At 38.3% G+C, this 24,660-nt stretch carries 25 protein-coding genes; 13 read left to right on the forward strand and 12 right to left on the reverse strand.

The features are described 5' to 3' along the window. Window positions 1–78: 78 nt before the first annotated feature. The 3 genes from AAEY68_RS08775 to AAEY68_RS08785 form a co-directional block, all read right to left on the reverse strand. Window positions 79–813, reverse strand: a complete 735-nt coding sequence (locus AAEY68_RS08775) for an enoyl-CoA hydratase/isomerase family protein (RefSeq protein ID WP_350585832.1) — start codon at window positions 811–813, stop codon at window positions 79–81. A 262-nt stretch (window positions 814–1,075) separates the two neighbouring features. Next, complete coding sequence (locus AAEY68_RS08780) at window positions 1,076–1,690, reverse strand: response regulator transcription factor (RefSeq protein ID WP_058154167.1); 615 nt, start codon at window positions 1,688–1,690, stop codon at window positions 1,076–1,078. After that, window positions 1,687–2,790: a sensor histidine kinase gene (locus AAEY68_RS08785; protein ID WP_010554317.1), complete on the reverse strand. Its 1,104-nt coding sequence runs from the start codon at window positions 2,788–2,790 to the stop codon at window positions 1,687–1,689. Before AAEY68_RS08785 ends, AAEY68_RS08780 begins: the two co-directional genes overlap by 4 nt. A gap of 327 nt (window positions 2,791–3,117) precedes the next feature. Here AAEY68_RS08785 and AAEY68_RS08790 point away from each other — a divergent pair, with 327 nt between their 5' ends. From AAEY68_RS08790 to queG, 4 genes are all read left to right on the forward strand, one after another. After that, window positions 3,118–3,984, forward strand: coding sequence for a DMT family transporter (locus AAEY68_RS08790; RefSeq protein WP_350585833.1), 867 nt, complete (start codon window positions 3,118–3,120; stop codon window positions 3,982–3,984). Further along, window positions 3,981–4,685, forward strand: coding sequence for a glycerophosphodiester phosphodiesterase (locus AAEY68_RS08795; RefSeq protein WP_350585834.1), 705 nt, complete (start codon window positions 3,981–3,983; stop codon window positions 4,683–4,685). The genes AAEY68_RS08790 and AAEY68_RS08795 overlap by 4 nt, the downstream gene beginning before the upstream one ends. A 45-nt stretch (window positions 4,686–4,730) precedes the next feature. Then, window positions 4,731–5,951 (forward strand): methyl-accepting chemotaxis protein, encoded by a 1,221-nt coding sequence (locus tag AAEY68_RS08800; protein WP_350585835.1) that lies wholly within the window; start codon window positions 4,731–4,733, stop codon window positions 5,949–5,951. A gap of 66 nt (window positions 5,952–6,017) precedes the next feature. Beyond that, complete coding sequence (gene queG / locus AAEY68_RS08805) at window positions 6,018–7,151, forward strand: tRNA epoxyqueuosine(34) reductase QueG (RefSeq protein ID WP_121955309.1); 1,134 nt, start codon at window positions 6,018–6,020, stop codon at window positions 7,149–7,151. A gap of 46 nt (window positions 7,152–7,197) precedes the next feature. Here the strand turns inward: queG and AAEY68_RS08810 are convergent, their stop codons facing one another. The 3 genes from AAEY68_RS08810 to AAEY68_RS08820 form a co-directional block, all read right to left on the reverse strand. After that, window positions 7,198–8,325: a response regulator gene (locus AAEY68_RS08810; RefSeq protein WP_350585836.1), complete on the reverse strand. Its 1,128-nt coding sequence runs from the start codon at window positions 8,323–8,325 to the stop codon at window positions 7,198–7,200. Between the two features lie 54 nt (window positions 8,326–8,379). Then, window positions 8,380–10,374, reverse strand: a complete 1,995-nt coding sequence (locus tag AAEY68_RS08815; protein ID WP_197101277.1) for a hybrid sensor histidine kinase/response regulator — start codon at window positions 10,372–10,374, stop codon at window positions 8,380–8,382. Between the two features lie 119 nt (window positions 10,375–10,493). Further along, window positions 10,494–10,982 (reverse strand): GNAT family N-acetyltransferase, encoded by a 489-nt coding sequence (locus AAEY68_RS08820; RefSeq protein WP_007579917.1) that lies wholly within the window; start codon window positions 10,980–10,982, stop codon window positions 10,494–10,496. An 81-nt stretch (window positions 10,983–11,063) separates the two neighbouring features. Here AAEY68_RS08820 and AAEY68_RS08825 point away from each other — a divergent pair, with 81 nt between their 5' ends. The 6 genes from AAEY68_RS08825 (at window position 11,064) to AAEY68_RS08850 (ending at window position 16,520) form a co-directional block, all read left to right on the forward strand. Next, window positions 11,064–11,639 carry a glutathione peroxidase gene (locus AAEY68_RS08825; protein ID WP_024590220.1) on the forward strand — a complete coding sequence of 192 codons (576 nt, stop codon included), beginning with the start codon at window positions 11,064–11,066 and terminating at the stop codon, window positions 11,637–11,639. Window positions 11,640–11,725: 86 nt separating this feature from the next. Further along, window positions 11,726–12,007 carry a peptidylprolyl isomerase gene (locus tag AAEY68_RS08830; RefSeq protein WP_002958009.1) on the forward strand — a complete coding sequence of 94 codons (282 nt, stop codon included), beginning with the start codon at window positions 11,726–11,728 and terminating at the stop codon, window positions 12,005–12,007. A 64-nt stretch (window positions 12,008–12,071) separates the two neighbouring features. After that, the gene (locus tag AAEY68_RS08835) at window positions 12,072–12,650 is read left to right on the forward strand and encodes a glutathione S-transferase family protein (RefSeq protein ID WP_007579913.1); all 579 of its coding nucleotides are present in this window, start codon (window positions 12,072–12,074) and stop codon (window positions 12,648–12,650) included. A gap of 17 nt (window positions 12,651–12,667) precedes the next feature. Then, window positions 12,668–13,018, forward strand: coding sequence for a DUF2750 domain-containing protein (locus AAEY68_RS08840; RefSeq protein ID WP_007579911.1), 351 nt, complete (start codon window positions 12,668–12,670; stop codon window positions 13,016–13,018). Window positions 13,019–13,117: 99 nt separating this feature from the next. Next, complete coding sequence (locus AAEY68_RS08845) at window positions 13,118–13,798, forward strand: site-specific integrase (protein ID WP_024592887.1); 681 nt, start codon at window positions 13,118–13,120, stop codon at window positions 13,796–13,798. Window positions 13,799–13,946: 148 nt separating this feature from the next. After that, window positions 13,947–16,520: a M1 family metallopeptidase gene (locus tag AAEY68_RS08850; protein ID WP_166377001.1), complete on the forward strand. Its 2,574-nt coding sequence runs from the start codon at window positions 13,947–13,949 to the stop codon at window positions 16,518–16,520. A 76-nt stretch (window positions 16,521–16,596) separates the two neighbouring features. Here AAEY68_RS08850 and AAEY68_RS08855 read toward each other — a convergent pair whose 3' ends face one another. Then, window positions 16,597–16,962 carry a hypothetical protein gene (locus tag AAEY68_RS08855; RefSeq protein WP_024592890.1) on the reverse strand — a complete coding sequence of 122 codons (366 nt, stop codon included), beginning with the start codon at window positions 16,960–16,962 and terminating at the stop codon, window positions 16,597–16,599. Window positions 16,963–17,037: 75 nt separating this feature from the next. Continuing rightward, window positions 17,038–17,913, reverse strand: a complete 876-nt coding sequence (locus AAEY68_RS08860) for a TolB-like translocation protein (RefSeq protein ID WP_024592891.1) — start codon at window positions 17,911–17,913, stop codon at window positions 17,038–17,040. Window positions 17,914–18,070: 157 nt separating this feature from the next. Between AAEY68_RS08860 and AAEY68_RS08865 the strand changes: the two genes are divergently transcribed. The 3 genes from AAEY68_RS08865 (at window position 18,071) to yjjG (ending at window position 20,270) form a co-directional block, all read left to right on the forward strand. Beyond that, window positions 18,071–18,970, forward strand: a complete 900-nt coding sequence (locus AAEY68_RS08865; protein ID WP_007579904.1) for a phosphoribulokinase — start codon at window positions 18,071–18,073, stop codon at window positions 18,968–18,970. Between the two features lie 66 nt (window positions 18,971–19,036). Next, a complete protein-coding gene (yjjX, locus tag AAEY68_RS08870; RefSeq protein WP_007579903.1) occupies window positions 19,037–19,582 on the forward strand; it encodes an inosine/xanthosine triphosphatase in 546 nt (181 codons plus the stop codon). 13 nt (window positions 19,583–19,595) lie between these two features. Then, a complete protein-coding gene (gene yjjG / locus AAEY68_RS08875) occupies window positions 19,596–20,270 on the forward strand; it encodes a pyrimidine 5'-nucleotidase (RefSeq protein WP_010554302.1) in 675 nt (224 codons plus the stop codon). 93 nt (window positions 20,271–20,363) lie between these two features. Here yjjG and lpxC read toward each other — a convergent pair whose 3' ends face one another. From lpxC to AAEY68_RS08895, 4 genes are all read right to left on the reverse strand, one after another. Next, a complete protein-coding gene (gene lpxC / locus AAEY68_RS08880) occupies window positions 20,364–21,275 on the reverse strand; it encodes a UDP-3-O-acyl-N-acetylglucosamine deacetylase (RefSeq protein ID WP_024592892.1) in 912 nt (303 codons plus the stop codon). Between the two features lie 106 nt (window positions 21,276–21,381). Further along, a complete protein-coding gene (ftsZ, locus tag AAEY68_RS08885) occupies window positions 21,382–22,629 on the reverse strand; it encodes a cell division protein FtsZ (protein WP_007582938.1) in 1,248 nt (415 codons plus the stop codon). A 21-nt stretch (window positions 22,630–22,650) separates the two neighbouring features. Further along, entirely contained in the window at window positions 22,651–23,883 is a 1,233-nt protein-coding gene (gene ftsA, locus AAEY68_RS08890) for a cell division protein FtsA (RefSeq protein ID WP_007582937.1), read from the reverse strand. Further along, window positions 23,880–24,659 (reverse strand): cell division protein FtsQ/DivIB, encoded by a 780-nt coding sequence (locus AAEY68_RS08895; protein ID WP_024592945.1) that lies wholly within the window; start codon window positions 24,657–24,659, stop codon window positions 23,880–23,882. Before AAEY68_RS08895 ends, ftsA begins: the two co-directional genes overlap by 4 nt. Window position 24,660 lies beyond the last annotated feature (1 nt).

Raw genomic sequence — 24,660 nt, forward strand, 5'->3', positions numbered from 1 at the left:
TCTCCCTTTGATTATTGTAACCACTTTAATCATGGCACATAGATGCCGTATAGGGAGGAGACCATTACATCAGGTTATTTATTTTTTTTGTAGGTTTTTCCAGAGCAGTTTGCTTATATTATCAATAAAACTTGGGTCTTCTTCTTTCATTGTAAGCAAAATTTGCTTATTCATTTGTGATTTATTTTGAGCGTAAATCCAGCGGTTTTTATTAAACTGCTGGGCAAACTCAAGTACACCTGCTTGTAGTTCATCGTTATTTGCAAACACAGCTTCAACTACTTTGTTCTCTAGCAACTGCTGTGCACCAACACGCTCTCCTGACATAGCTAAACGATTAAAGAATGTTTGCGAAATTGCTTTATTAATTATAGGAAACATCGACGGTACAAACGGCACCATCACATCCACTTCAGGAAAACAAAAGAAGCCTTTATCTGACTTCATAAATCTAAAATCGCACGCACACGCAAGCACAGCACCATTGCCATAGGTATGCCCGTTTAACGCAGCAATAATAGGCATAGGAAAAGTAACTATGCGCTTAAACAAGTCACTTATTTGAATCATAAAGTCAGAAATAGCTGCAGGTAAAATACTTGGATTAGACATCCATTGAAGGTCGATGCCTAATGACCAGTTTTTGTCACTCGAGGACGTTAAAATAACTGACTTAATATTTTGATCTGCTTCAATGTGGTCAAGATGTAAATTAAACTCAGCCAAAAACGCTGGATTGTGGCGGTTTTCAGCGGTATTCATGGTGAGTATAGCGGTGTTATTTTTAGTTATTAGTTCTATTAGATTTGCCATTAAACCCTCTTTTAACGCTTTTTAAGCTAACTTTAAGCGCTGTTCGTTACTTTTATAAGTAATACCAACCTGCATAAATCTTTGATCAATTTAACGAATTAAATTTCACTATAACGTCGTTAAAAATTTTTTATTTAGAACAACTAGATACAAAAATTTTTGCCTAGTTCTAGCGTAATTTTCTTAACGTTAAATAGACCCCATATATAAGCAGATTGGTATAACATAGTAATACTTTGCTTATAATTTATAAACCCACTATTTAAAGCCATCCTTTTTGTTTAGCTATACGCGCAGCATCTATACGGTTAGTGGCGTTTAGCTTAGCAATAGCGTCTGATAAATAATTACGTGTGGTACCTTCACTTATAAATAACTGCTTGGCTATGTCGCTTGTTTTAAGGCCGTCGCTTGCAAGTTTAAGTGCTTTGCGTTCTTTATCGGTAAGTGGATCTGCGTCGTCTAATGCATTGATAGCAAGCTCTGGGTCTATCACTTTTTGCCCCTGCATTACTTTTTTAAGCGCATTTATTAGCTCTTCACTGGGTGCTTCTTTTAAAATAAAACCTTTAACACCTGCCGTAAGCGCTCGCCTAATATAACCCGCACGAGAAAATGTGGTCATAATAACCATTTTTATAGCGGGGAACTTAGCGGCTATTTTTTCACTCAGCTCTATACCATTCATGGTTGGCATTTCTATATCGGTTAAAATTATATCGGGATGTAAATCACTATCAAGCGCTTCAATTGCATTAAGTGCATCTTGCCCGTTACTTGCTTGCCCAATAATCTCAATATTAAAATCGAGTCCTAACAATGCTGCTACTGCGTCGCGCACAAGCGCTTGATCTTCCACTAAATACACTCTGATCATTGTAAATCCTTAGCTGAAATTGGTAGCATTACATTTAAAGTAAAAATATCGCCACAGGTAAATGTTGCACTACCATTGAGTTGTTCTGCTCGCTCTTTAATACCATTTAGGCCATTGCCCGAATTTAATGTGGAGCACGGTGCACGATCAATAACGGTAATGAGTAGCTGCTGCGCTGTTTGTTCTATATTTATTTCGCAATTTTTTGTGCTGCTATGACGTAGCAAATTGGTAACGGCTTCTTTAATTATAAGGCCTGCGATGCCCTCTACTTTGGCGGGTAGAGTATTTAAAACTACATTAAATGAAACGTTAAAGTCTTGTTCTATTAATCTTTGTTTTAACTGTGCTACTTGGCTAACAAGGTTAAGCTGTTTTAAATCACTAACGGCGCTTCTTACATCACTGAGTAACTGCCTTGCCAGATCGGCCACTTGTGCAATTTCGCTATTTGCTTGAGCGTAACGCTCACCTTGGTTTAATTTATTGGCAAGCTCAGCTTTTAAAGCAATAGATGACAATGAGTGACCTAAAATATCGTGCAAGTCGCGGGCTATCCGTTCACGCTCAGCAATTGCTGCTAATTGCTCTAATTGGTTAGCGTTTTCTTGCTCACGTTTTTTGTACAGGCTCTCTCTTTTAGCTGCAATACCGTAACTAAATAAGGCTGCACATAAAATCAAAGCAACAGCTAAAAAGTATTGCACCTTCCCTATATCACCAATATATGCGCTTAATAAAACCGTAGATATAATCGCGAGTGCAGCATAAATTCTTTGATGGTAGCTATATGCATAGCCTGCTACGTACGCTGCAAAGCCAAATAAAGTAGGAGTACCTGTGGTGTAAAAAGTGGCGCAAAAACAAATTAATAGCATGGCTACAAACAACTTGGTCACCCCTGCACTTTTGCAGTTTATTGCTTTTACATATAAAAGAATAAAAGCAACATAAAAGGCTAAAGACATCGTTATTTGGTTAGCAGTAAAGCTCGCAAAATTAATTATTAGTGGGAGTAAATAAAAGCCTGTAAAAATTAAATGCCCATATTTCCAAAAACCTTTATCACTTTGTTGAGAAAAGGAGTTAAGCGAGCTCATACTAATACCTCAGGCATATTATTTTTACTTATAGCACTATTTTTATTAATAAATATAAATAACATAAAAATGCATGCCAGCATAAAGCAATCTGCGTACGTAATCGTAAAACTTAACGCCTCTAGCACTTCATTAATAGTTAAGCTGATTAAAATTAAAGAATTCATAATTATCCCCTGTTGAGTAAGGTAACTATGCCAGCGTATAAAAATAATAAGAGTGTGAAGTGTCATCAACTTTTATGACATTTGTCATGCGATAAAAAAATTCATCTTAAGAATTTTTAAGTAATGTTAATATGTTCAAAAAGTACAACAAGGAAACTAAATGCAATCTCAGCAGCAAAGTTTAATTTATTTGCACATAGCGGTATTACTTTTTGGCGGAACCGCTCTATTTGCCAAGCTTATTGGTTTAAATGCTTTAGATATTACCGTTTACAGAACTGCAATTGCAGGAATGGCTATTTTAGCCATGCTGTATTTTCAAAGAAAACAAATTAAACTCAACAAACCTAAAGACTACCTTATTGCGTTATTTTTAGGTGTTGCGGTGGGTATTCACTGGGTTACCTATTTTGCTGGTATGCAAATGGCCGGTATAACTATTGGAATGCTGGCATTTTTTAGCTATCCCGTAATGACGGTGTTTTTAGAACCCTTATTTAATAAAAGCAGGCCAAAAGCAAAAGATATAATAAGTGCGGCGGTGGTTGTTTTAGGTATTTACTTATTAGTACCAAGTGCAAATTTAGGCGACGATGTGACCTTAGGTGTAATAACAGGTGTTATATCGGCATTGTTTTTTTCAATCAGAAACATTACCCATAAGCGCTACTTTAGCCAATATGGTGGCCCGCAAACTATGTTTTATCAAACCTTAGTGGCAAGCATTATGCTGTGCGCATTTATAGAAGTGCCGGTATATGAGGTTAGTAATCACGACCTAATTTTAATTGCCATAGCGGGTGTTATTTTTACGGCTACACCTCATTCATTATTTGCAGCAAGTTTAAAGCATTTATCAGCGGCAACCGCAGGGTTAATTTCTTGCTTGCAACCACTTTATGGCACCATACTGGCTATAGTAATTATTCATGAACGTCCTACTGTTATGACGTTAGTTGGTGGAGCACTTATTGTTAGTGCCGCTTGTTTTGAAACGTGGTCAATCACTAAAAAGGCTCGACAATGAAAGTATTTGCACACCGTGGTGCCAGTGGGGATTTTCCTGAAAACACCAAAAGCGCTATTTTAGAAGCATTAAAAGTAGGTGTTGATGGTATTGAAGTAGATATTCAAAGTTCCTTAGATGATTACATGGTAATACACGACTCATGGCTCGATAGAACCACCAGCGGTAAAGGTAAGGTGAGTAACTTTACGGCACATGAACTCTCTAAACTTGATGCTGGAAAGGGTGAAAAAATTCCCACTCTTCAACAGTTGTTTGATTGGAATAACAATAAATCTTTATTAAATATTGAGCTTAAACATACATTTGAACTAGAAAGATTTGTGGCTCAACTTGAAGAAAATATTGAAGCTAACAAAATATCGAAAGCGAATATTTTAGTATCATCGTTTGATCATCATCAACTACAGTGGCTTAAAAGCAAGCTACCATGGCTTAAAATAGGCGCCCTTACTTCTTCTATTCCAATTAACTATGCAAAGTTTGCAAGTGATTTAAACGCTTATAGCGTACATGCAGATAAAACCTTTATAAATAAGGCTTTTGCCGATGATGCAAAAAAAAGAGGCTTAAAGATTTATGCTTATACGGTCGATAGAGAACAAGATATAGCGCTAATGCTTGAGTATGGCATAGACGGAATTTTTACAAATTACCCAGCGCGAACCAAAGCTTACTTGTTATCGTTACAAAAAAGCTAACTAACACCTCCCTAACTAAAATAAGAATCGTAGGGCTTAAGCATAATGAGTAGTTTTATGAAAATTTATAACTATATAGAGCAAACATTCTTTTTTACGTTAACGCGTAAAATAGTCGGTAATTTAAGTTTTGTATTATTGTTCCAAGCAATTACGTTATTTTGGCTGCATCAGAGCTTAAGCGAACAACAGCAAAGTACAGGGCTATTTTGGCTTCTTACGCTTGTTATTATATCTGGTTTTATTTTTACTCTTTTTTATATGCGTTTTTTAATTGTTCGCCCTGTTACCGCTATGCGCGATACTTTGATAAAAATAAACCAACAAGATGCAAATTTAGCAGCAAAACTTCCTCACTTTTCGTATGACGAATTTAAAGATTTAAGTTCACAATATAATATATTTACTGCCCATTTAAGTGAGTTACTCAGCACAACATATAACAGTGCTCAAGCTAGTACACACAGTAATATACAAGTCACTGAATCGATGAAAAATACTGAGCAATCAAGTGAGCAACAAATACAGTTAAGCCACAGTATTATTAATGCCAGTATGCAAATAACCCAAAGCTTACAAAACATAGTAAATAATACAGATAGCGTGCATAACGTTAATAATGAACACCTTAACTTTGTAAAACTATCTGCATCAGAGCTCGCTGCTTTAGTAAAGCAGGTTAAACTTATTACTAATATGCTAGGTAGCTTTTCAAATACAATTGCGGGACTGAAAGAGAACAGTGAAAACATTCGTAGTATTTTAAAAATGGTTGAAGAGTTTTCTGATCAAACTAATTTGTTAGCCCTTAACGCCGCAATAGAAGCAGCTAGAGCGGGTGAAGCTGGCAGAGGGTTTGCCGTAGTTGCAGACGAAGTACGCACACTTTCAATAAAGGTAAGTGGCGCAACTAGGCAAATAAGCGACTTTATTACTCAAATGAATGAGCTAGTAAATGAAACAAATAAAGAGTCAGAGCAATTAATGACTCACTCCAATAATGCACAAAGCTCAATTAGTGCAACCTGTGAGGGTTTTACAAAAATGCTTAGTGAGTTTGAGCACAACCAACAGCAACTACAACAAATAGCCAGTGCTGTACATATGCTTGAGGGCACTCAAACTAATACTCACCAATCGGTAGAGCAAATAGTAGCCTTAGGTGAGCAAGCTAAACAGCAAATAGATACGGCATTAGCCGATAGCGAGCAATCTCAACAGTTAAGCTTACAGACCCAACAACAGTTAAAGCGCTTCGTGCGCTAAGAAGCGTTTTCGGGCTCAGAGAAATATGGTAAATTACGCAGCTATTAATTTAAGTGTGTGAAGTGTGTGAGCAACCCTACCCCAGACTATGAAAAATTAGCCCTACAAATAAAAACTTGGGGGCAAGAGCTTGGTTTTAGCGAAGTAGGTATTACTGATATTGACCTATCTAAGCACGAAGCCCAATTGCAACGCTGGCTTGATGCTGGCTACCACGGCTCGATGGATTATATGGCTGCTCACGGCATGAAACGCGCTCGCCCTGCTGAATTAGTACCTGGTACACAGCGTGTTATATCCGTAAAAATGAATTATCTCCCTCCCGATGCTGGCTTTGCAAAAACCTTAAAAAATAAAGAAAAAGCATACATAAGTCGTTATGCACTGGGTCGTGATTACCATAAATTAATGCGTAATCGTTTAAAAAAACTTGGCCAAAAAATAGAGCAAGAAATTGGCGAATATGGCTTTAGGCCCTTTGTAGATTCAGCCCCGGTACTTGAGCGTCAACTTGCCGAAAAAGCCGGTTTAGGGTGGCGTGGTAAGCATTCTTTATTAATTAACCAAGAAGCAGGATCGTGGTTTTTTTTAGGCGAGCTATTTATTGATTTACCTCTACCAATAGATGCAGAGAATACGTTTGAAGGCTGCGGTAAATGTGTTGCTTGTATTACTCTTTGCCCAACAGGTGCAATTGTAGAGCCTTACGTTGTTGATGCACGTAAATGCATATCGTACTTAACGATAGAACACCAAGGCCCTATACCCGAACAATACCGAACTTTATTAGGCAACCGTATCTATGGTTGTGATGATTGCCAGTTGGTATGCCCTTGGAATCGTTATGGACAAATAACGGATGAAAATGACTTTCATCCCCGTACTCAATTAAAAAATAAAGATTTACTTGAGCTATTTGCTTGGGATGAGCCTACATTTTTAAAAAATACCGAAGGCAGCCCTATTCGCCGCATAGGTCACGAACGTTGGTTACGTAATATAGCGGTCGGTTTAGGTAATGCAGAGTTTAGCCCGGCTATTATTCATGCTTTACAAGATAAAAGCCAAATATCCAGCGAGCTTGTTTTAGAACATATTGAATGGGCGCTTGCTCAACAAAACGATAAACAACGATTACAAATTCGTAAAACGGCTAGGTTAATCAGAATCGTAGAAAAAGGCTTACCCAGAGATGCATAATGCAGTTGGAGTAAGCCTTAAAGTAACATTATTTAATTAAATATATTTAGCTCTTTAAAAGCAATGACAGGTCTTGCTCAATTTCAGCAAAAGCTGCTTTTACCTGTTTAACAGACTCCTCTCTGGCCACTGAGTTTTGGATAGTTTCATCTACTTTTTTATAAATAAGCACCTCCTGATCTTCATCTAATCCCATTGATGGGATACGTTCTTCGAGCTCTTCTTGTAACTGTTTAAACACTTTTTCGTTGTTTTGACGGTTGTCATTCAATAAGCTAATTAAGCCATGAAACTTACTGTGAACTGTACTTGCTACGGCATTAAGTTTTGCTTGTTGTGATTCAAGCATTTTCTTAGTCATGATGGCGCGTAGCTGCTGCTCGGTAACACTGACAATAAAACATACGTGGTCGCGTATACGCCCGTGCTTATCTGGATCGTGATCAGGCATATTTAAAATAAGTAAGCTAATCAATTCATAGTTAACTAAAATTCGATGCGAAAATTCATGTAAACGCCCTTTGTTTTTAAGCATTTCAAATAGCTCCACCACAATAGGTGAACACACGCCACTTAATGCAAAGTGACTAATTTCATCGTTCTCTCTAAACTCAATATTACTTTGCAAATCAAAAGATTGTAGGCAATCTATAAGCGCTTTACCTAGCTCTTGAGGGTCATTAATAAAGCCTATGTTTTCAACGTAGTTAACTATCTGCCCCATTTCACTGCTGTTAGCCATGGCATTAAATGCAGTTGATGTAGCATCTTCAACTTGCTTTTCAAGGCTTTGTTTTTCAACAAGTACTTGGTTTAAATTTTTAAGCTTTGACTTAAGTTCATCATGGCCAAAGGGTTTTACAATATAGTCTTCTGCACCAACTGAGTAGCCTTCCATGCGCTCTTCAACTGTGCCACGAGCAGACACAAACATAACAATAATGTGTGCTGTATTTGGGTTTGCTTTAAGTGCCTTACATACTTCATAACCGTTCATTTGCGGCATACTTACGTCGAGCAATATAACCTGAGGCATATAGCCTTCAACCATGTTTAAACACTCAGGACCACTCGTTGCTACTTGTAATTCAAAATCAAGCTCCTCTAAAATTTCCTCAATAATTTCAAGGTTAAAGGGTTCGTCATCAACGGCAAGTATTTTAGTTAAGGCCATAATTTATCATCCATTCAAATTCTCAAAAAAGTTACTTGGCTTGCCAAAAAACAATTAATTACTGTGTTGTATTAATTGATCTTCAGCCAAATGATCATCTAGATTTATTTCTAATGGCACCTGTATAGATATAGTTGCACCACCATTTTCGTTGTTACGTGCAGTGATCTCACCTTGATGTAAAGACACAAACTCTCTACACAATGCAAGGCCCAATCCGGTACCACCGGCACCGCTATTTGTTTTGCTGCTTTGTACAAACTTAGTAAAAATATGTTCTAGCTCATCTTCTGGTATACCGACCCCATTATCGGTAACCTCTATAGTAGCAAGCTTATTATCTGACTCTAAATTTACCCGTATTTTACTTTTGGGTTCGCTAAATTTAAGTGCATTACCTAATACGTTTCGAAGTAACTGATTTATTTGCTCTTCATCACATTGCGCAATTACAGGTAATGGCTGCGCGGTAAATACAACCTCAATTTCTTTTTCCATTGCCGTACCAGATACATCATCAATACTTGTTTTTATAATGTTCGCTAAATTATATGGACGAGGATTAAATGGAAACTTACCCACATCTAGCTTAGATAGATCGAGTAAATTATTTAGTAACGACAGTAAACGCTCACCACTACTCTCTATTCGCGATAGGTATTTAATGAGTTTTTCTTTTGCAAAATCTCCAGTTTCTAGCTTGCTTAAACCAAAACGTGAAAAGCTTAAAATAGAGTGCATAGGTGTTCGAAGTTCATGCGACATGTTTGCTAAAAACTCTGATTTACTTAAGTTTGCAGCCTCAGCGACGTTTTTAGCGTGCTCGAGTTGTGAGGTACGCGCCCTTACTTGCTCTTCAAGGATATCTTTTGCTTCAAGTAGTAAATCTTCTTTTTGCTTGAGGTGAGTTACATTTTTAAATATTACGGCAAGTGCTATTTCGCCATGGTGATCTATCTCATTAAAAGATCCCACTAACGGTATATAGCCCCCTGCAGTTTTAGATAAACGTAAGTCGCAGCTAAATTGGCGATTACTGTTTAGTGTCGAAATTTTATTTTTAATACCTAACGTTGAATCATCATCTAAAAAGCTAAATACTGATTTACCTTCGAGTTCGTTAAACGGTAAGTTAAATAGTTTTAAACAAGCATCATTAGCTTCTATCACTCTACCGCACTTCTCAAACAACATAATTGCATCAGGCGTATGCTTATAAATAACCTGAAGTAGGCTGTCTTTTTCAATCAGGGCATCAACCGTATCTTGTAGCCTTTCGACAAGTTCTGCGTTATGGCGTTTTAATAACTCTGTTTGCCACAGTTTATGTATTGATTGTAATAATGAGCTGTCGTTCAATGGCTTAATAAGTACGTCTTCTACACCTTGACGAATAGCTTCAATCATTGAAACTTGATCGGGACGTGAGGTAAATAATAAGCAACGGCAATGTGGTTGCATTATTTTTAAGTTTGAAAAAATTTCTAAACCGGTTCCGTCATCTAAAACAAAATCACTTATTAGTATATCGATTTGCTTTTCTTTCGTAATTTCTAAAGCTTCTGCAGAGGTGGTTGCTGTATGGGTCTCGATATGAGCACCAATCAAGCTGTTTTTCATTTTTTCGAGGCGCTCAGGAACATGATCGACGAGTAAAATAGTAGGTAACTGCAAAATATGATTAGAGCCTAATTCTAGTAGGCTCTCTAAAAGAGAAGTAATTTCTTTATTAGAAAAAAACGGGTAGATCACGGTTGCGTCAGGCGCAACATGATTTAGCTCACTAAACGCAGTTAGTTGCTCACCACTTTGTGCTTTTGGAGCAAGCAGCATAAAACGCTCTTGCGCTACTTGGCTAACAAGCGGTTTTATAGAATCAACAGGCACACCATGGGCAACAACAACTAAGTCGTAGTCGCCTATATTGGTATACATGTCTAGCATGCTGAAATGAATTAATTCGACTTCACATCCTATTAATTCTAAAAGCACTTTCACACGCATTGCGATGACACTGCTACTATCAACAATTAATATTTTTCGAATCATCAAGCTACACTTCAAATTAATAAACTTAATATGATAATAGCGTAGACTATTTTTATTTAATTGGCATAAACCCTTCGTCTTATTTTGTAAAAAAATATTACAACATTATGAAAAATAATTTATTCCAGATGTTTTCCAAAAATAGTAAGGCTATACGCCTTATCATCCATTATGGCAACGCTTGGCAACTCACCCCATATTGCAAAATCAAAATGCTTAAACAATTTAACACTCGGTAAGTTATGACTAAAAATAAAGCCGAGTAATACTTTAATATTTAATTGCTTAGCTTGTGTTTGAGCAAATATCATTAGCTTTTTACCAAGCCCTTTACCTTGCGCTTTACTGGTAATGTAAATGCTCATTTCTACTGTGCCGTCGTAAGCTGGGCGCCCATAAAACGATTTATAACTTACCCAAGCAAGTACTTGGTTATTTTCGCAGTAAACGTAAATAGGCCTTTTATCGTTGTGGCTATTAAACCAGTCACGCTTTTCGTCAACGCTCACTTCTTGCGTATCTGCAGTTACCATTCGCCCTGCAATAGTTTCGTTGTAAATGGCTACAATTTCATTAAGATCATTAATAGTTGCTAAACGGATTGTCATAGGTCATTAGAGGGTTGATCAATTTGTTCCATATTAGCGTATGATTATCCAATCAAACAATCGTAAAGTTTAGGTAATGTAATGCTTAAAATAATTATAATAGGTTTAACGGCTTTACTTATTAATGCTCCCCTTCAAGCTCAAACACCATCAATCATAAATAAAACCTCTACACAGGACTGCCAAGATTTTACCAATGTAGATATACGAAAGCTTCGCTCAAAAGAATCTATTAACTTGTGCCAATTTAAAAATAAACCTTTGTTAATAGTAAACACGGCAAGTAATTGTGGTTTTACATATCAATTTAAAGGCCTTGAAGCGCTATATCAACAATACAAAGAGCAAGGTTTAGTCGTATTAGGGTTCCCCTCTGATGACTTTTTTCAAGAAGAAGACAATGAAAAAGAAACAGCGAAAGTATGCTTTGTAAATTATGGTGTAACTTTTCCCATGTTTGCCACCAGCAAAGTTCGTGGTAGCGAAGCAAATCCAATTTTTAAATATTTGAATGAGCAAACTAGCTCTCCAAATTGGAACTTTTATAAATACTTAGTGTCTGCTGATCGTAAAACAGTTTTACGGTTTAACAGCAAAGTGGCACCTAATTCAGAGCAAATGATTACTGCAATTGAAACTGCGTTTTCTGATAAATAAGTTTATACTGGTACAATTAGTTGAAATTAATTAGAATGACATTTCAATTCGGTTAAAAAAACACCACACTATACTCGGGAGATTTTATGACAGTAGCAAGCGCACGACATATACTTGTAGACAGTGAAGCACAATGCTTAGACTTAAAAACAAAAATTGAGCAAGGCGAAGACTTTGCTGAACTAGCAAAAGCACATTCTAATTGTCCTTCAGGTCAGGATGGCGGTGCTCTTGGTGAGTTTGGCCCTGGTATGATGGTTCCAGAGTTTGATAAAGTTGTGTTTTCTGCGCCAATTAATCAAGTACAAGGCCCTGTGCAAACTCAATTTGGTTATCATTTACTTGAAGTTACTAGCCGTTCAGAATAAATTTAACTGTACTGTAAGTAACATTTGATAAAAGCCGCTTATGCGGCTTTTTTATGGAGTAATTATGCAATTAATTGGTTCTGTACCTTCACCTTACGTGCGCCGCATTAGAATTTGGGCACAACAAAACAGCTGCAAACTAGAGCTTGTAAGTCTCGATATATTTTCTGAGCAAGATCGCCCTACTATGGCCAGTAAAAATCCAGCTCGAAAAATCCCAATACTGGTAGATGGCGACTTAACTCTTAGTGACTCTAATTCTATATTGCGTTATTTACTTGAAAAAACAGGTCAGCCAAAACTAACGTGGCCTCAAGAGCACTTACTTACGACTATAAATGCCTGTAACGATTCGTTAGTAGAAATGGTGTTGTGTAAACGTTCTGGATTTGACACCAAAAGCGATAAATTATTTTTTAATCTGCAAAACGAACGTATTGAACAAACATTAAGCTTTTTAAATACCCATTTAAGCGATGAAGAATTTAAAAGCTGTGAATACCTCAACATCAGTTTATACTGCCTGCTTGATTGGATTTGCTTTCGCGAATTAGCTGACTTTAGTCAGCATTCAGCGCTTGTTGCTTTTCATAAGCAATATGACGAGCGCCAAGCAGCAATAGACACCAATCCTCGTCACTAATTTAAAAGGGTAAACACATGAGCGATATCGAAATTGAATCACAACTAGTTAACTTCGTAGAAAAAGTACGTGTTAGCGAAGTAATTTGGGCACTTGGTGCAGAAGATAATGGCTTTGTAGTGTGCGATTCTAACCAATTTGACGAAACTGACGTACTACTGCTTTGGGAAAGTGAAGCAGCAGCTAAAGCACAGTGTAAAGAAGAGTGGAAAGATTACAGCCCAGTAGAAATCAACCTTGATGAATTTTTAGATGCATGGGTTGAAGACTTAAATGAAGATAACGCACTTGTTGGTATCAATTGGAATGACGACCAAGTGTGTGCAGAAATTGAACCTACAGGTTTAGCTCGCGCATTGAGTGAATAATACTTTATACGCTTTACTCTAAAAGCGGATAAAACCCGACTAGCATCTACTGCTAGTTGGGTATAAAATAAAACACATCATTATTTTCAAGGTATTACGTTGAAAACCCATCTTGGTCGCCGGCCCTTTTCAGCCATGGAACTGCACACTCTTTATAATGGATATATATACGGTGATTTTAAAGTTGCACGAGAGCAACCAAAACACTGGCATTTTTGGCTCCCTTTAATTGCATATTATAGTGGTGCTTATAGCGATGAGATTGGTTATTTAACGCTTGACGATCTGTCCCTTGAAAAAAACGTCTTATGCTTTAATTTTCATACCCACGGTAAAATAAAACCTCGCTTAGTTCCTATACATCAAGCACTTATAAATGCTGGATTTAATGAATATATAACGTTCATCAAATCGCAAAACCAACACCGATTAATGTTCGACTTACCGGCTAAAACTGGCAGGTACAGTGAGAAAGTCCGCATTTGGTTTTCAGGCGAAGGTGAGCGAGCCGGTTATCTGCAAAAATGTGATATACCAAACGTAGATCAACTCGGTATGAAAACAGCAATAAGCAGTCTTCGTCTTAACTTTGAGCAACAAGTGCGTATATACGCCCTACAAGCTAACTCTAAAGACGCTTTTAATTACTTGATGGGTTTTAACGAGTATCCACACGATGTGTTTAGCGATACCCACTTATTAAATACCGTTGTCCAACAAATACGTATTATTAACTCACACCTGCATTGGCAGCGTTTTATAACGCGCGAAAGCCACTGACAAACTTTGTTACTATTTCCCCTTAAAGTCACCGTTATAATCAATTACTCTATTTAAAAAAACTGTTAGGATATCTAACCCCCTAATTATATGAGCATAAAAAAGCCTATTTAGGGTAGTTTCTAACAACAACAATCTAGGGATCACTATGTTTCTTAAAAGCCTCTTAACAGTGAGCGTTGCTTTAGCAATGGGTGCTGCAAACGCTAACGAATTCGTTATTGAAAAACTCGCAAAACCAAGTTCACAACAGGTGTCGTTAACACTCGACCCGAGCCAAGATACATTCACAGGGATGACTGAGATTTCCCTAGAAGTACTAAAACCAACAAAATACATTGAGTTAAATGGCGTAGCTTACGCTGTTAAAATGGCGCAACTGCTTGGTGATGAAAACTGTGATTTAAACAATGAAATGCTTAAAACAGGTAAAGTAAAATTTAGCTGTGATGAGCAAATTCAACCAGGTAAATACACACTTAAAGTTGATTTTTCAGCGCCATATAACCGTCAAAGTGTTGGTTTATACAAAACATTAGACCAAGGCACTCCTTACTTATTTACTCAATTTGAAATGAGTGATGCACGCCGTGCATTTCCTGTTTTTGACGAGCCAAGTTACAAAATTCCATTTCAGTTAACGATTACTGCGCCTACATCACAAAAAGTATATTCAAATACGCCAGAGTTAAAAACAACAGTTAATGGCGATATGACCACACACTTTTTTGATAAAACACCGCCAATCCCTTCATACCTAGTAGCGATGGCTGTTGGCCCGTTTGAAGAATTAGAAATTAAAGGCATGCCAATTCCTGGTCGTGTAATTACCCCTCAAGGTAAAATTCACTTAGCCCAATACGCAAAAGAAAATATGCCAAAAGTACTGGGCGCACTTGAAGCGTATTTTGGTATCCCTTACGTTTACAAAAAATTAGACTCAGTAGCGGTACCAGAGTTTCCATTTGGCGCAATGGAAAACTCAGGCTTAGTGACCTACAGAGAAGATATTTTATTGGTTGATTTAGCTGCCGCAACACGCAGTAAAAAACAACGTAATGTATCAATTATTGCTCACGAACTTGCTCACCAATGGTACGGTAACTTAGTAACCATGAAATGGTGGAACGACTTATGGTTAAACGAAGCGTTTGCTAGCTGGATGGCTGCAAAAATTACTAAGCAGCTTAACCCTGAGTTTGAATCGCACTTAGACCTGCCACAAAACAACGTAATGGCACTTGATGCACGCCTAAGCACCAAGCCTATTCGTAAGCCAATTAAAACCGAAGCCGACATTATGGACGGTTTAGGTCTTGCTTACAGTAAAGGCAGCTCAGTACTTGCTATGGTTGAAAACTGGATTGGCGAAGATGCATTCCAAAAAGGTATTCAAAGCTACTTAAAAGAGTTTTCATATAAAAATGCTGAAGCGGCAGATTTGTGGGAAGCACTTGGTAAAGCATCAAATAAAGACGTAGCGAGTGTTTTAAAATCGTTTATTGAACAGTCTTCTTTCCCACTAGTTAAAGTAACTCAACAAGGCAGCAAAGTAACTATTTCACAAAGCCGCTTTGTAAATGCAGGCGTTGATGCGCCAGAACAGTTATGGAATGTACCGGTTGCAATTAAATATGGTGCTGGCGATAAAGTAAAAACAGCAAATGTATTACTTAATAAACAAAGCCAAACACTAGACTTAGACTTTGAGCCAGAATGGATTTATCCAGATCAGGGTGCACTAGGCTACTACCGCTGGGTAATGGATGACGCACAATTTAGCGCACTTGTTAAAAAGGCGCCAAGCGTACTGAGTGACCGTGAACGCTTAGCGTTGTTATCGGCTACTGATGCACTACTTGACGCTGGTGTTATATCTGCTGCTAAGTTAATGCAAACACTTGAAGTGTTCGTAAGCGATAGCCATCCTCGCGTAGCAAATACCGCACTAGGTTACTTAGTATCGCAACAACGTACTTTTAAAGACGATAGCAATAAAGACCTATGGCCTGAATTTATTCGTAATGCAGTAACGCCTGCAGCTAAAAAATATGGTTTAGAAGCTAAAGCGGGAGAAGACGGAGCTATTGCACAACTTCGTGCGGCCGTTGTATCACGCTTAGGTTTTGATGGTGAAGATCAAAACGTAATCAGTAAAGCGAAAGAACAAACACAAGTTTATTTAAATGATCCACAAAAAGTAGACCCTTACTTAGCCGGTACGTACTTAACTCTTGCTGCTTTTCATGGTGACAAAGCGCTGCTTGATCAATTCATGACAACGTTTAAAACAACGAAAGATCCACAAGTACGCACTAACATGCTTGCTGCAATGGGCTTTTTTGGCAAACCTGAATTACAAAAAGCGGTATTAGCTTATAGCTTAACGGATGAAGTAACTGCCTCTGACATGCGTACTATTTTGTCAGGTCAAAGTTATACAGATGAGCGCCAAGCGTTATTTATTGACTGGGTTTACAGTAACTACGATAAAGTAACAGCAAGCTTACCGCCTTTCTTTATTCCTAACTTGCCGTACTTTACAACGGCGAGTTGTAATGCAGAAAGCTTAGCTAAAACAAAGACCTTTTTTAACGAAAAAGTAGCCGATGTAGCCGGTTACGCTCGTACATTAAGTAAGCTTGAAGAAAGCACAAACGATTGTATCGCGCTTAAAACACGTGAACTTGAATCGGTTAATAGCTTCTTAAAAAGTAAGTAACCCTTAGGTTTATTAAGCTATAAAAACACAAAAGCCGCTGAATATAAATTCAGCGGCTTTTTACGTTTATGTTTTATTAGTTACCAATAATCATAGTTAGCTTGGCTATAAAGTCTTTTGCTGCTTGCTCAGAGTTTATTTTAAATGCCACACCGTAGTGAATAGGCTGAGTACTTTTAAAAATACGTGTAGGAAAGCGTGTCATCTCGCTGCTATGAAAGTAGCCTTGCGCACGCGTTACGCCATCAATATCACTAAAGTCATCGCTAAACACCTCAAATGCTGGGCGAATTACTATTTTACCCTTACCGCTTTCGCTGTGGGTATAAAATGCTTCTTTAGAGTTTACTAACATGTACTCTGCAATATTTTTAATCTTAAAATTACTTCTACACTGTAATTTAATGAGCTGTTCTGTCAGCTCGTCTGCACTATAAGCCACGTGTAATCCCTATTAGTTAATTTGCGTATTAGATTAACGCATACACACAATAAAATCTGAATTTATTTGTCTGCTTTACTGCGTTATATCACATACAAAAGCGAGTTTTTCATTGTTGTAACTCATTCTTGTTATATTTGTTTCGCAGTAGGTGCTTAAATTAAGCCATTGCGATACTTCATCACTTCCATCAAGTTTACGCTGATAAACGCGGTTTTTAATAGCATAAGCGATAGTTTCATCATCTTTCAAAATAAAATCTTGAACTTGAGCAGGTAACCTTAGTAGGTCTTCAACTTGTTTATCCTGTGGATTAAAACTCGCTAAAATATGTTGCTCGTTTTTAGTGTAACTAAATAAAAATGCAGCCGTAGAGTTGTTATAAATAAGCGTTCGGCCAATATTGCTGGCAGCTATTTTTCCCTTCGCTTGTGCAACAGAAGTATATTGAAGAGTGTGAGGCTTTCCTAAAATAAACATCACTAAATCATTTTGAACGCCCCAAGCATGGTACCCAACAGGTTCAATCCAATCAAAAATACGACTTGGCGCATCTTCGCTTTTGAGTGGGTATTGCCACAGTTTTTGCTTACCATCTGCCTCTACAACAATCGCTGATACTGCATCACCACTTGGCATAATCGTTGGTGAATATTCGCTTACGGGAGAGTTACTGATATTAATAACTTTTTTTGATGTTAAATCGTAATAAGCAATATCGGTTTGGCTTTGCTCACCTGCAGTCACCTCATGAGTAAAGTATAAACCTGTACTTGTTAAGTGCGGTTGGTTGTTATAACTGTTTTTATCACTCACTATATTAACTTGTACCCCATAAGGCGTATTTAAATCAGCAAGTAATACTTGGCTTTTTGGCATGCTAGCCTGCGCCATAATTGGGCTAAGCGCTGCTATAGAAAATATCCCAAGTAATGGTTTAATAAGTTTCATGCTTTCTCTCGTTTTAATTTTAAGCACCTCATGATAACGTTATTTGCTGATGACGTCACTTGAGCTAAGTCAGTCAACTCTTAAGATACCCAAACGGCTTAAAATAATGTTAAGTTTAGTCTGGTTATAAAACCTGGTCCTAAAAAAGAGAATTAACATGTCAGCTAAAAATCCTATTATTGCGATTACGGGTTCGTCTGGTGCGGGTACAACCACCACAACCAATGCAATTAAACATATTTTCCGTAGCCTTAATATTGAAGCGGCTTTTATCGAAGGAGATAGCTTTCATCGTTACACTCGCCCTGAAATGGATAAAAAAGTACGTGAAGCACAACAAGAAAATAAACACATTAGTTACTTTGGCCGAGAAGCAAATGACTTTGGTGCTTTAGAAGCGTTGTTTGAAAACTATAGTGAAACAGGCCAAGGTAAGTTACGCCGATACTTACACACCTTTGATGAAGCCGTCCCATACAATCAATTACCGGGTACATTTACTCCTTGGCAAGACCTTGATAGCAATACTGATATTTTGTTTTATGAAGGGTTACACGGTGGTGTAGTTGATCAAGATGTAGACGTGGCAAAGCATGTCGATTTATTAATAGGCATGGTTCCAATTATTAACCTTGAGTGGATTCAAAAATTAATACGCGATACATCCGAACGAGGCCATTCTCGCGAAGCGGTTATGGGCTCTATTGTGCGCAGTATGGATGACTATATAAATCATATTACCCCGCAGTTTTCTCGTACCCATATTAATTTTCAGCGGGTGCCTACTGTTGATACCTCAAATCCATTTAGCGCCAAAGATATTCCATCTCTTGATGAAAGCTTTGTAGTTATTCGCTTTAGGGGTATTGATGATGTTGATTTTCCTTATTATTTACGCATGATCGAAGGCAGTTTTATGTCTCGTATTAATACGCTTGTAGTACCAGGCGGCAAAATGGGCTTGGCTATGGAGCTTGTGCTTACCCCATTAATTAAAGATATTATTTTGAAAAAGCGTGCACTGGAAAACCTAGCACCACTCGATTTACCTATTTGATTACCGACTCTTTTTTGTTAAAGCTAACTCACGTACACTGCTGATTTTGCTCAAGGTGAGATCAGCATGTCACAACAATTAAAAATTATTGTCGGTTCTAAAAATCCTGTAAAAATAAATGCCGCTAAACATATTTTTACTATGTATTTTCCAGAATGTATCATTGACTGTGAAGGTGTGAATGCTCCCTCAGGCGTGCCCGATCAGCCTATTGGCGAAGACGAAACACGTATTGGCGCGCAAAACCGTGTTAATTATTGCAAAAAGCACCACCAAGCTCACTATTACGTTGCAATGGAAGGCGGTGCAGAGCAATTTAGCTATGGTGCAGCAACCTTTGCTTACGTTGTTATTGATAATGCCTTAAATCAAGTTGTAGGGCGTAGCAGCAACCTTCCTCTACCCCAAGTACTTTATAATGCATTACTTAAAGGTGAAGAACTTGGCGATGTAATGGACAAAGCATTTAATACCACCAACGTTAAACAAAAAGGTGGCGCTATTGGTCTACTTACCAACAATCATGCCACGCGCGAAAGTACCTATACACAAGCACTCACTTTAGCTATGGCGCCTTTTTTACACCCTGAGCTATACGGCCAAACAAATTAATTTAGGAAGTTTAATGAAGTACAACTATGTATTGTTTGATGCAGACGAAACCTTATTTAGGTTTGATATTTTAGCGGGCATGACTCGCATGTTTAAAGCTTACAACGTAGATTTTAGCCAAGACGATTATATTCATTATCAAAAAACCAATAAGCAGCTGTGGGTTGATTATCAAAATGGCACTATTAGCGCAGATTACTTACAAGTGACACGCTTTAATGAGTGGGCTTCAAAACTTAATGTGCCAGCAAAAGAGCTAAACGATGCTTTTTTAGATTCTATGGCGCAAATTTGCGAGCCATTACCTGGTGCTATTGAGCTTTTAAATAAACTTAAGCCAAATGCTAGATTAGGTATTATTACTAACGGATTTGCCCGCTTACAAACCGTACGCCTTGAGCATACTGGCTTAAAAGATATGTTTGAATGGTTAGTTATATCTGAACTTGTAGGTATAGCAAAACCGAATAAAGCGATTTTCGAGCACACATTTGAGCTAATGGGTAACCCAGATAAAAGCGAGATACTTATGGTAGGTGATACTGCTGCAAGTGACATACTTGGCGGCAACAATGCAGGTATTGATACTTGTTGGTTACAACACCCTGGTGAACAATTAGCCGACGGAATAAAGCCAACCTATACAGTAGCTAGTTTAAATCAGTTACAAGCTCTTTTAGAGTTATAATAAAGTATAGAGCTATTAAATTTCACGCAAAAAAAATGACGCTAATTAGCGTCATTTTTTATAACTGTTTTTCGAGCTGCTCTTTTACTGCTTTTAGGCTGGAGCTAACTCAAGACCGGGTGCAGGCATCGTCACAGGCGTTTCAAATGTTGCCCACTCCCATGCTGACTCTGTAGCCATAATTTTACGAAGTAATTTATTATTTAAATCATGACCCGATTTAAATGCAGTTACTTTACCTAAAAGATTATGGCCTGTCATAAACATGTCACCAACACAGTCTAATATCTTGTGCTTAACAAACTCGTCGCTATAACGTAAACCGTTAGGATTTAAAACTTTGAACTCATCAAGTACCACAGCACTATCCATGCTACCACCTAGCGCTAGGTTGTTTGCATGCATGTATTCAATATCTTTCATAAATCCAAAAGTACGCGCACGGCTAATTTCTTCAATAAAGCTTTGCGTTGTTATATCCAACCCAATACGTTGGCGACTTTCATTGATAGCTGGGTGGTTAAATGCAATCTCAAAGTCGATATGAAAACCATCATATGGTTCAACTTCAGCCCACTTATCACCTTCTTCAATGCGTACTTTTTCTTTAATACGGACAAAGCGTTTAGCAACGTTTTGCTCTTCAATTCCGCCTTTTTGTAACAGATATATGAATGGTAATGCACTACCATCCATAATCGGCACTTCTGAGCTATCTAATTCTACAATTAGATTATCAATTCCCATTGCAGCAACGGCTGCAATAAGATGCTCAGTAGTCGATAAGCGAACACCATCTTTGTTAATTAAACAGGTACACAACTGCGTATCACCAACGGCTTCAGGTGTTGTTTCAAAATCAACAACCGGATCAAGGTCGACACGACGAAATACAATCCCAGTATTTGCGCTCGCAGGTCGGAGAGTTATTGTGACCTTCTCACCTTTATGAAGTCCAATTCCTATGGCTTTGACTACTTCTGCAATCGTACGCTGTTTAATCATAGGTATGCTCACTTTTAAATCAGTTACAGTTATATGGCGGATTTTAACATAAATCCTTTTGCCTTTCAATATTTGTACATATTTCAAACAAAAGTATTATTAAATGTTAATCAGCCTGCTTACGTAAAAAAGCGGGGATATCAAAATAATCACCACCTTCTGATTTATCCGCTTTTTTACTGTTTTGTGCTGAAGAGCTTGATGCACTGCTTGAACTAGTTGTAGGCGCTTTTTCTTTGCTTTGCGTTTGCGCTTTAGCAGTGTTTTCTTCAGTGTTTGTATCTTGGCTTGCAAAGCTTGGTACGTACATACTGCTCGTTTGGTTTGATGTGCTTGCAACATCAGAACCTGATGCTTTTTTAAAGCCGTTATCAACAATACCAAACTGTGGACGACGATCGCCGCCTAAGCCAGTTGCAACAACCGTTACACGTAGCTCATCAGTCATTTCTGGGTCGATTACCGCACCAACAACAACCGTTGCGTTTTCTGACGCAAGTGCTTTAACGTGATTACCAACAATTTCAAATTCTTCAATCGCAATGTCCATACCTGCGGTGATATTAACTAAGATACCTTTAGCACCTGTTAAATCAACGTCTTCTAGTAGTGGGCTTGAGATAGCCGCTTCTGCTGCTTCTTGTGCACGATCAGGACCTGACGCAGACGCCGTTCCCATCATTGCAGTACCCATTGCAGACATTACAGTTCTAACATCGGCGAAATCCACGTTAATTAAACCAGAACGTGTAATTAGCTCTGCTATACCTTGTACCGCACCAAATAATACGTCATTAGCTTTAGCGAAGGCATCTAGAAGTGTAGTCCCTTTTCCTAAAACTTTAAGCAATTTATTGTTCGGAATTGTAATAAGTGAATCTACAATTTCTGACAATTCGTTAATACCTTGTTCAGCGGCTGCTGCACGTTTTTTACCTTCAAAATCAAAAGGACGTGTTACAACTGCAACGGTTAAAATACCGAGTTCTTTAGCAATTTTAGCAACTACCGGTGCTGCGCCAGTACCTGTACCGCCGCCCATACCGGCTGCAATAAATACCATATCGGCGCCTTCAAGGCTGGCACGAATTGTATCTGCATCTTCTTCAGCCGACTTACGGCCTACTTCAGGGTTTGCGCCCGCACCCAACCCAGAGGTTATTTGCGTGCCTAGCTGAACTGTAATATCGGCAGCAGAGTTACGTAATGCTTGCGCATCCGTATTAGCGGCTATAAAACGCACGCCTTCTATTTGTTGTTTAACCATGTGCTCAACAGCGTTACCGCCACCACCGCCCACGCCGATTACTTTTATTACAGCTTCTTCGCTGTGTTGTTCCATTATATCAAACATGTTTACTCTCCGACTTGAGTCTTAAAACTCGCCTTGGAACCATTTAGTAATGCGGTTCCACCAATTATTGTTATCCTCTGCTTTCGACTTTTGTGCATTCATCGATTGCATGGTACGCCCGTATTGTAACAAACCAACAGCGGTTGCGTACGAAGGATCATCTACATAGTCTGTCAAACCAACCATCCCGATTGGCTTGCCTATTCTTACTGGCATTTGGAAGATGTCTTCTGCCACTTCCATCGCGCCAGTCATTTTAGCAGTTCCGCCTGTAATAACGAGACCTGCCGCAATTTGGTCTTCTAAGCCTGAACGACGAATTTCTTCCATCGCAAGCTCAAATAATTCTCTAAAACGAGGCTCTACCACCTCAGATAATGTATGGCGCGACATTAACCTTGCTGGTCGTCCGCCTACGCTTGGTACTTCAATTGTGTCTTCGCTACTTGCCATTTGGCTACTAGCACATGCGTATTGTACTTTGAGTGACTCGGCATGTGATATAGGTGTGCGAAATATTTTTGCAATATCACCAGTAACTTGGTTACCCGCCACTGGAATAACCGCAGAGTGACGAAGTGCGCCATTAATATAAATGGTGATATCCATAGTGCCGCCACCAATATCAAGTACTGCAACACCTAGCTCTTTTTCGTCATCTGTTAGTACAGAATAACATGACGCTAATGCAGTAAAGATAAGTTGATCGACTTCAAGACCACAGCGCTCAACGCATTTCTCGATATTTTTTGCCATATCGTTTGAGCACGTAATAATGTGTGCACGCGCTTCCATACGAACACCACTCATACCAAGTGGATTTTTAATGCCCTCTTGCATGTCGATACTGTATTCTTGCGGCAATGCATGCAGCATTTTACGCTCTGCCGAAATAGGCACAGAACGCGCAATATGAATTACATTTTCAATGTCTTCGTCAGTGACTTCAGTGTTATTAATTGCCACCACGCCACTTTCATTTTGACACTGTATATGTTTGCCAGAAATACCCAAATACACAGAGCTAATACGACAATCAGCCATTAACTCGGCTTCGTCTATTGCTCGGCGAATAGACTCAGACACTAAGTTTAAATCGTTAACGCCGCCTTTATCCATACCATGAGATACTTGGCTGCCCACACCAACAATGCTGAGCTTGTTATCTGCGGTGATTTCACCTACCGTGGCAACCACTTTCGAGGTGCCAACGTCTAACCCTATTACTAGGTTTCTTTCTGCTGACTTAGTCATGCCTTACTCTTATTTTGTAATTGTTCTTCTTGCACTGGCTTAAAGCTGACTGCAAGGCCGGTATCATACCGTAAATCTATTGTATCTACTTGTGCATCTGCACGTTGTTCCATTCGTGGATAAACGTCTATAAAACGTTGTACACGCTTGGCTTTATCTTTACGTCCTAAATTTAAACGTATTTCGTTATCTAACCATAGTTGCCACGAAAAGCGCTCCGACAAAGCCAAACTTGTTAACGTTAAGCCGTTAACTTTTAGCATTTCATCAAATTGCTTAAAAGCAATCCACGCTTCTTCTTCGCTGCCTTCTGGGCCGTATAACTGCGGTAAGTCATCATCTAACTTATCGCTGCTGGCTTGAAATGCTTGACCACTTTGGTTGAGCAATAAGTCGCTATTCCAATGTGCTACTACTTCATGTTCAACAACATATACTTGTATAGTATCAGGCCATTGTTTACGTACCGAAGCGGTAGCAACCCAGGGTAAGTCTTGAACTAGCTGTTGCACATGCTTAACATCGAGTTCAAAAAAACTACTTAAATCGGCTTTTTTAATCGCTTTTATAATTGCCGTTTCATCTGTGTATTTAGGCTGCCCTTGCACTGTAAGGTGCTTAATTTGAGCATCTTTGTTTTCAACTAACCAATCCGATACACCTGTTGTAATTTGCACTAAGCCAATTACAACTATCAGAAAAAAGCTCACACCAAAAATCAGAGACCAATTAAGTTTCAGTTTGATTTCCTGAGCTTTTTCTAAAAGGGGATGCATA

Origin of the sequence: Pseudoalteromonas sp. RB2-MNA-CIBAN-0110 (assembly GCF_040309305.1) — a bacterium.
Lineage (GTDB): Bacteria > Pseudomonadota > Gammaproteobacteria > Enterobacterales > Alteromonadaceae > Pseudoalteromonas > Pseudoalteromonas arctica.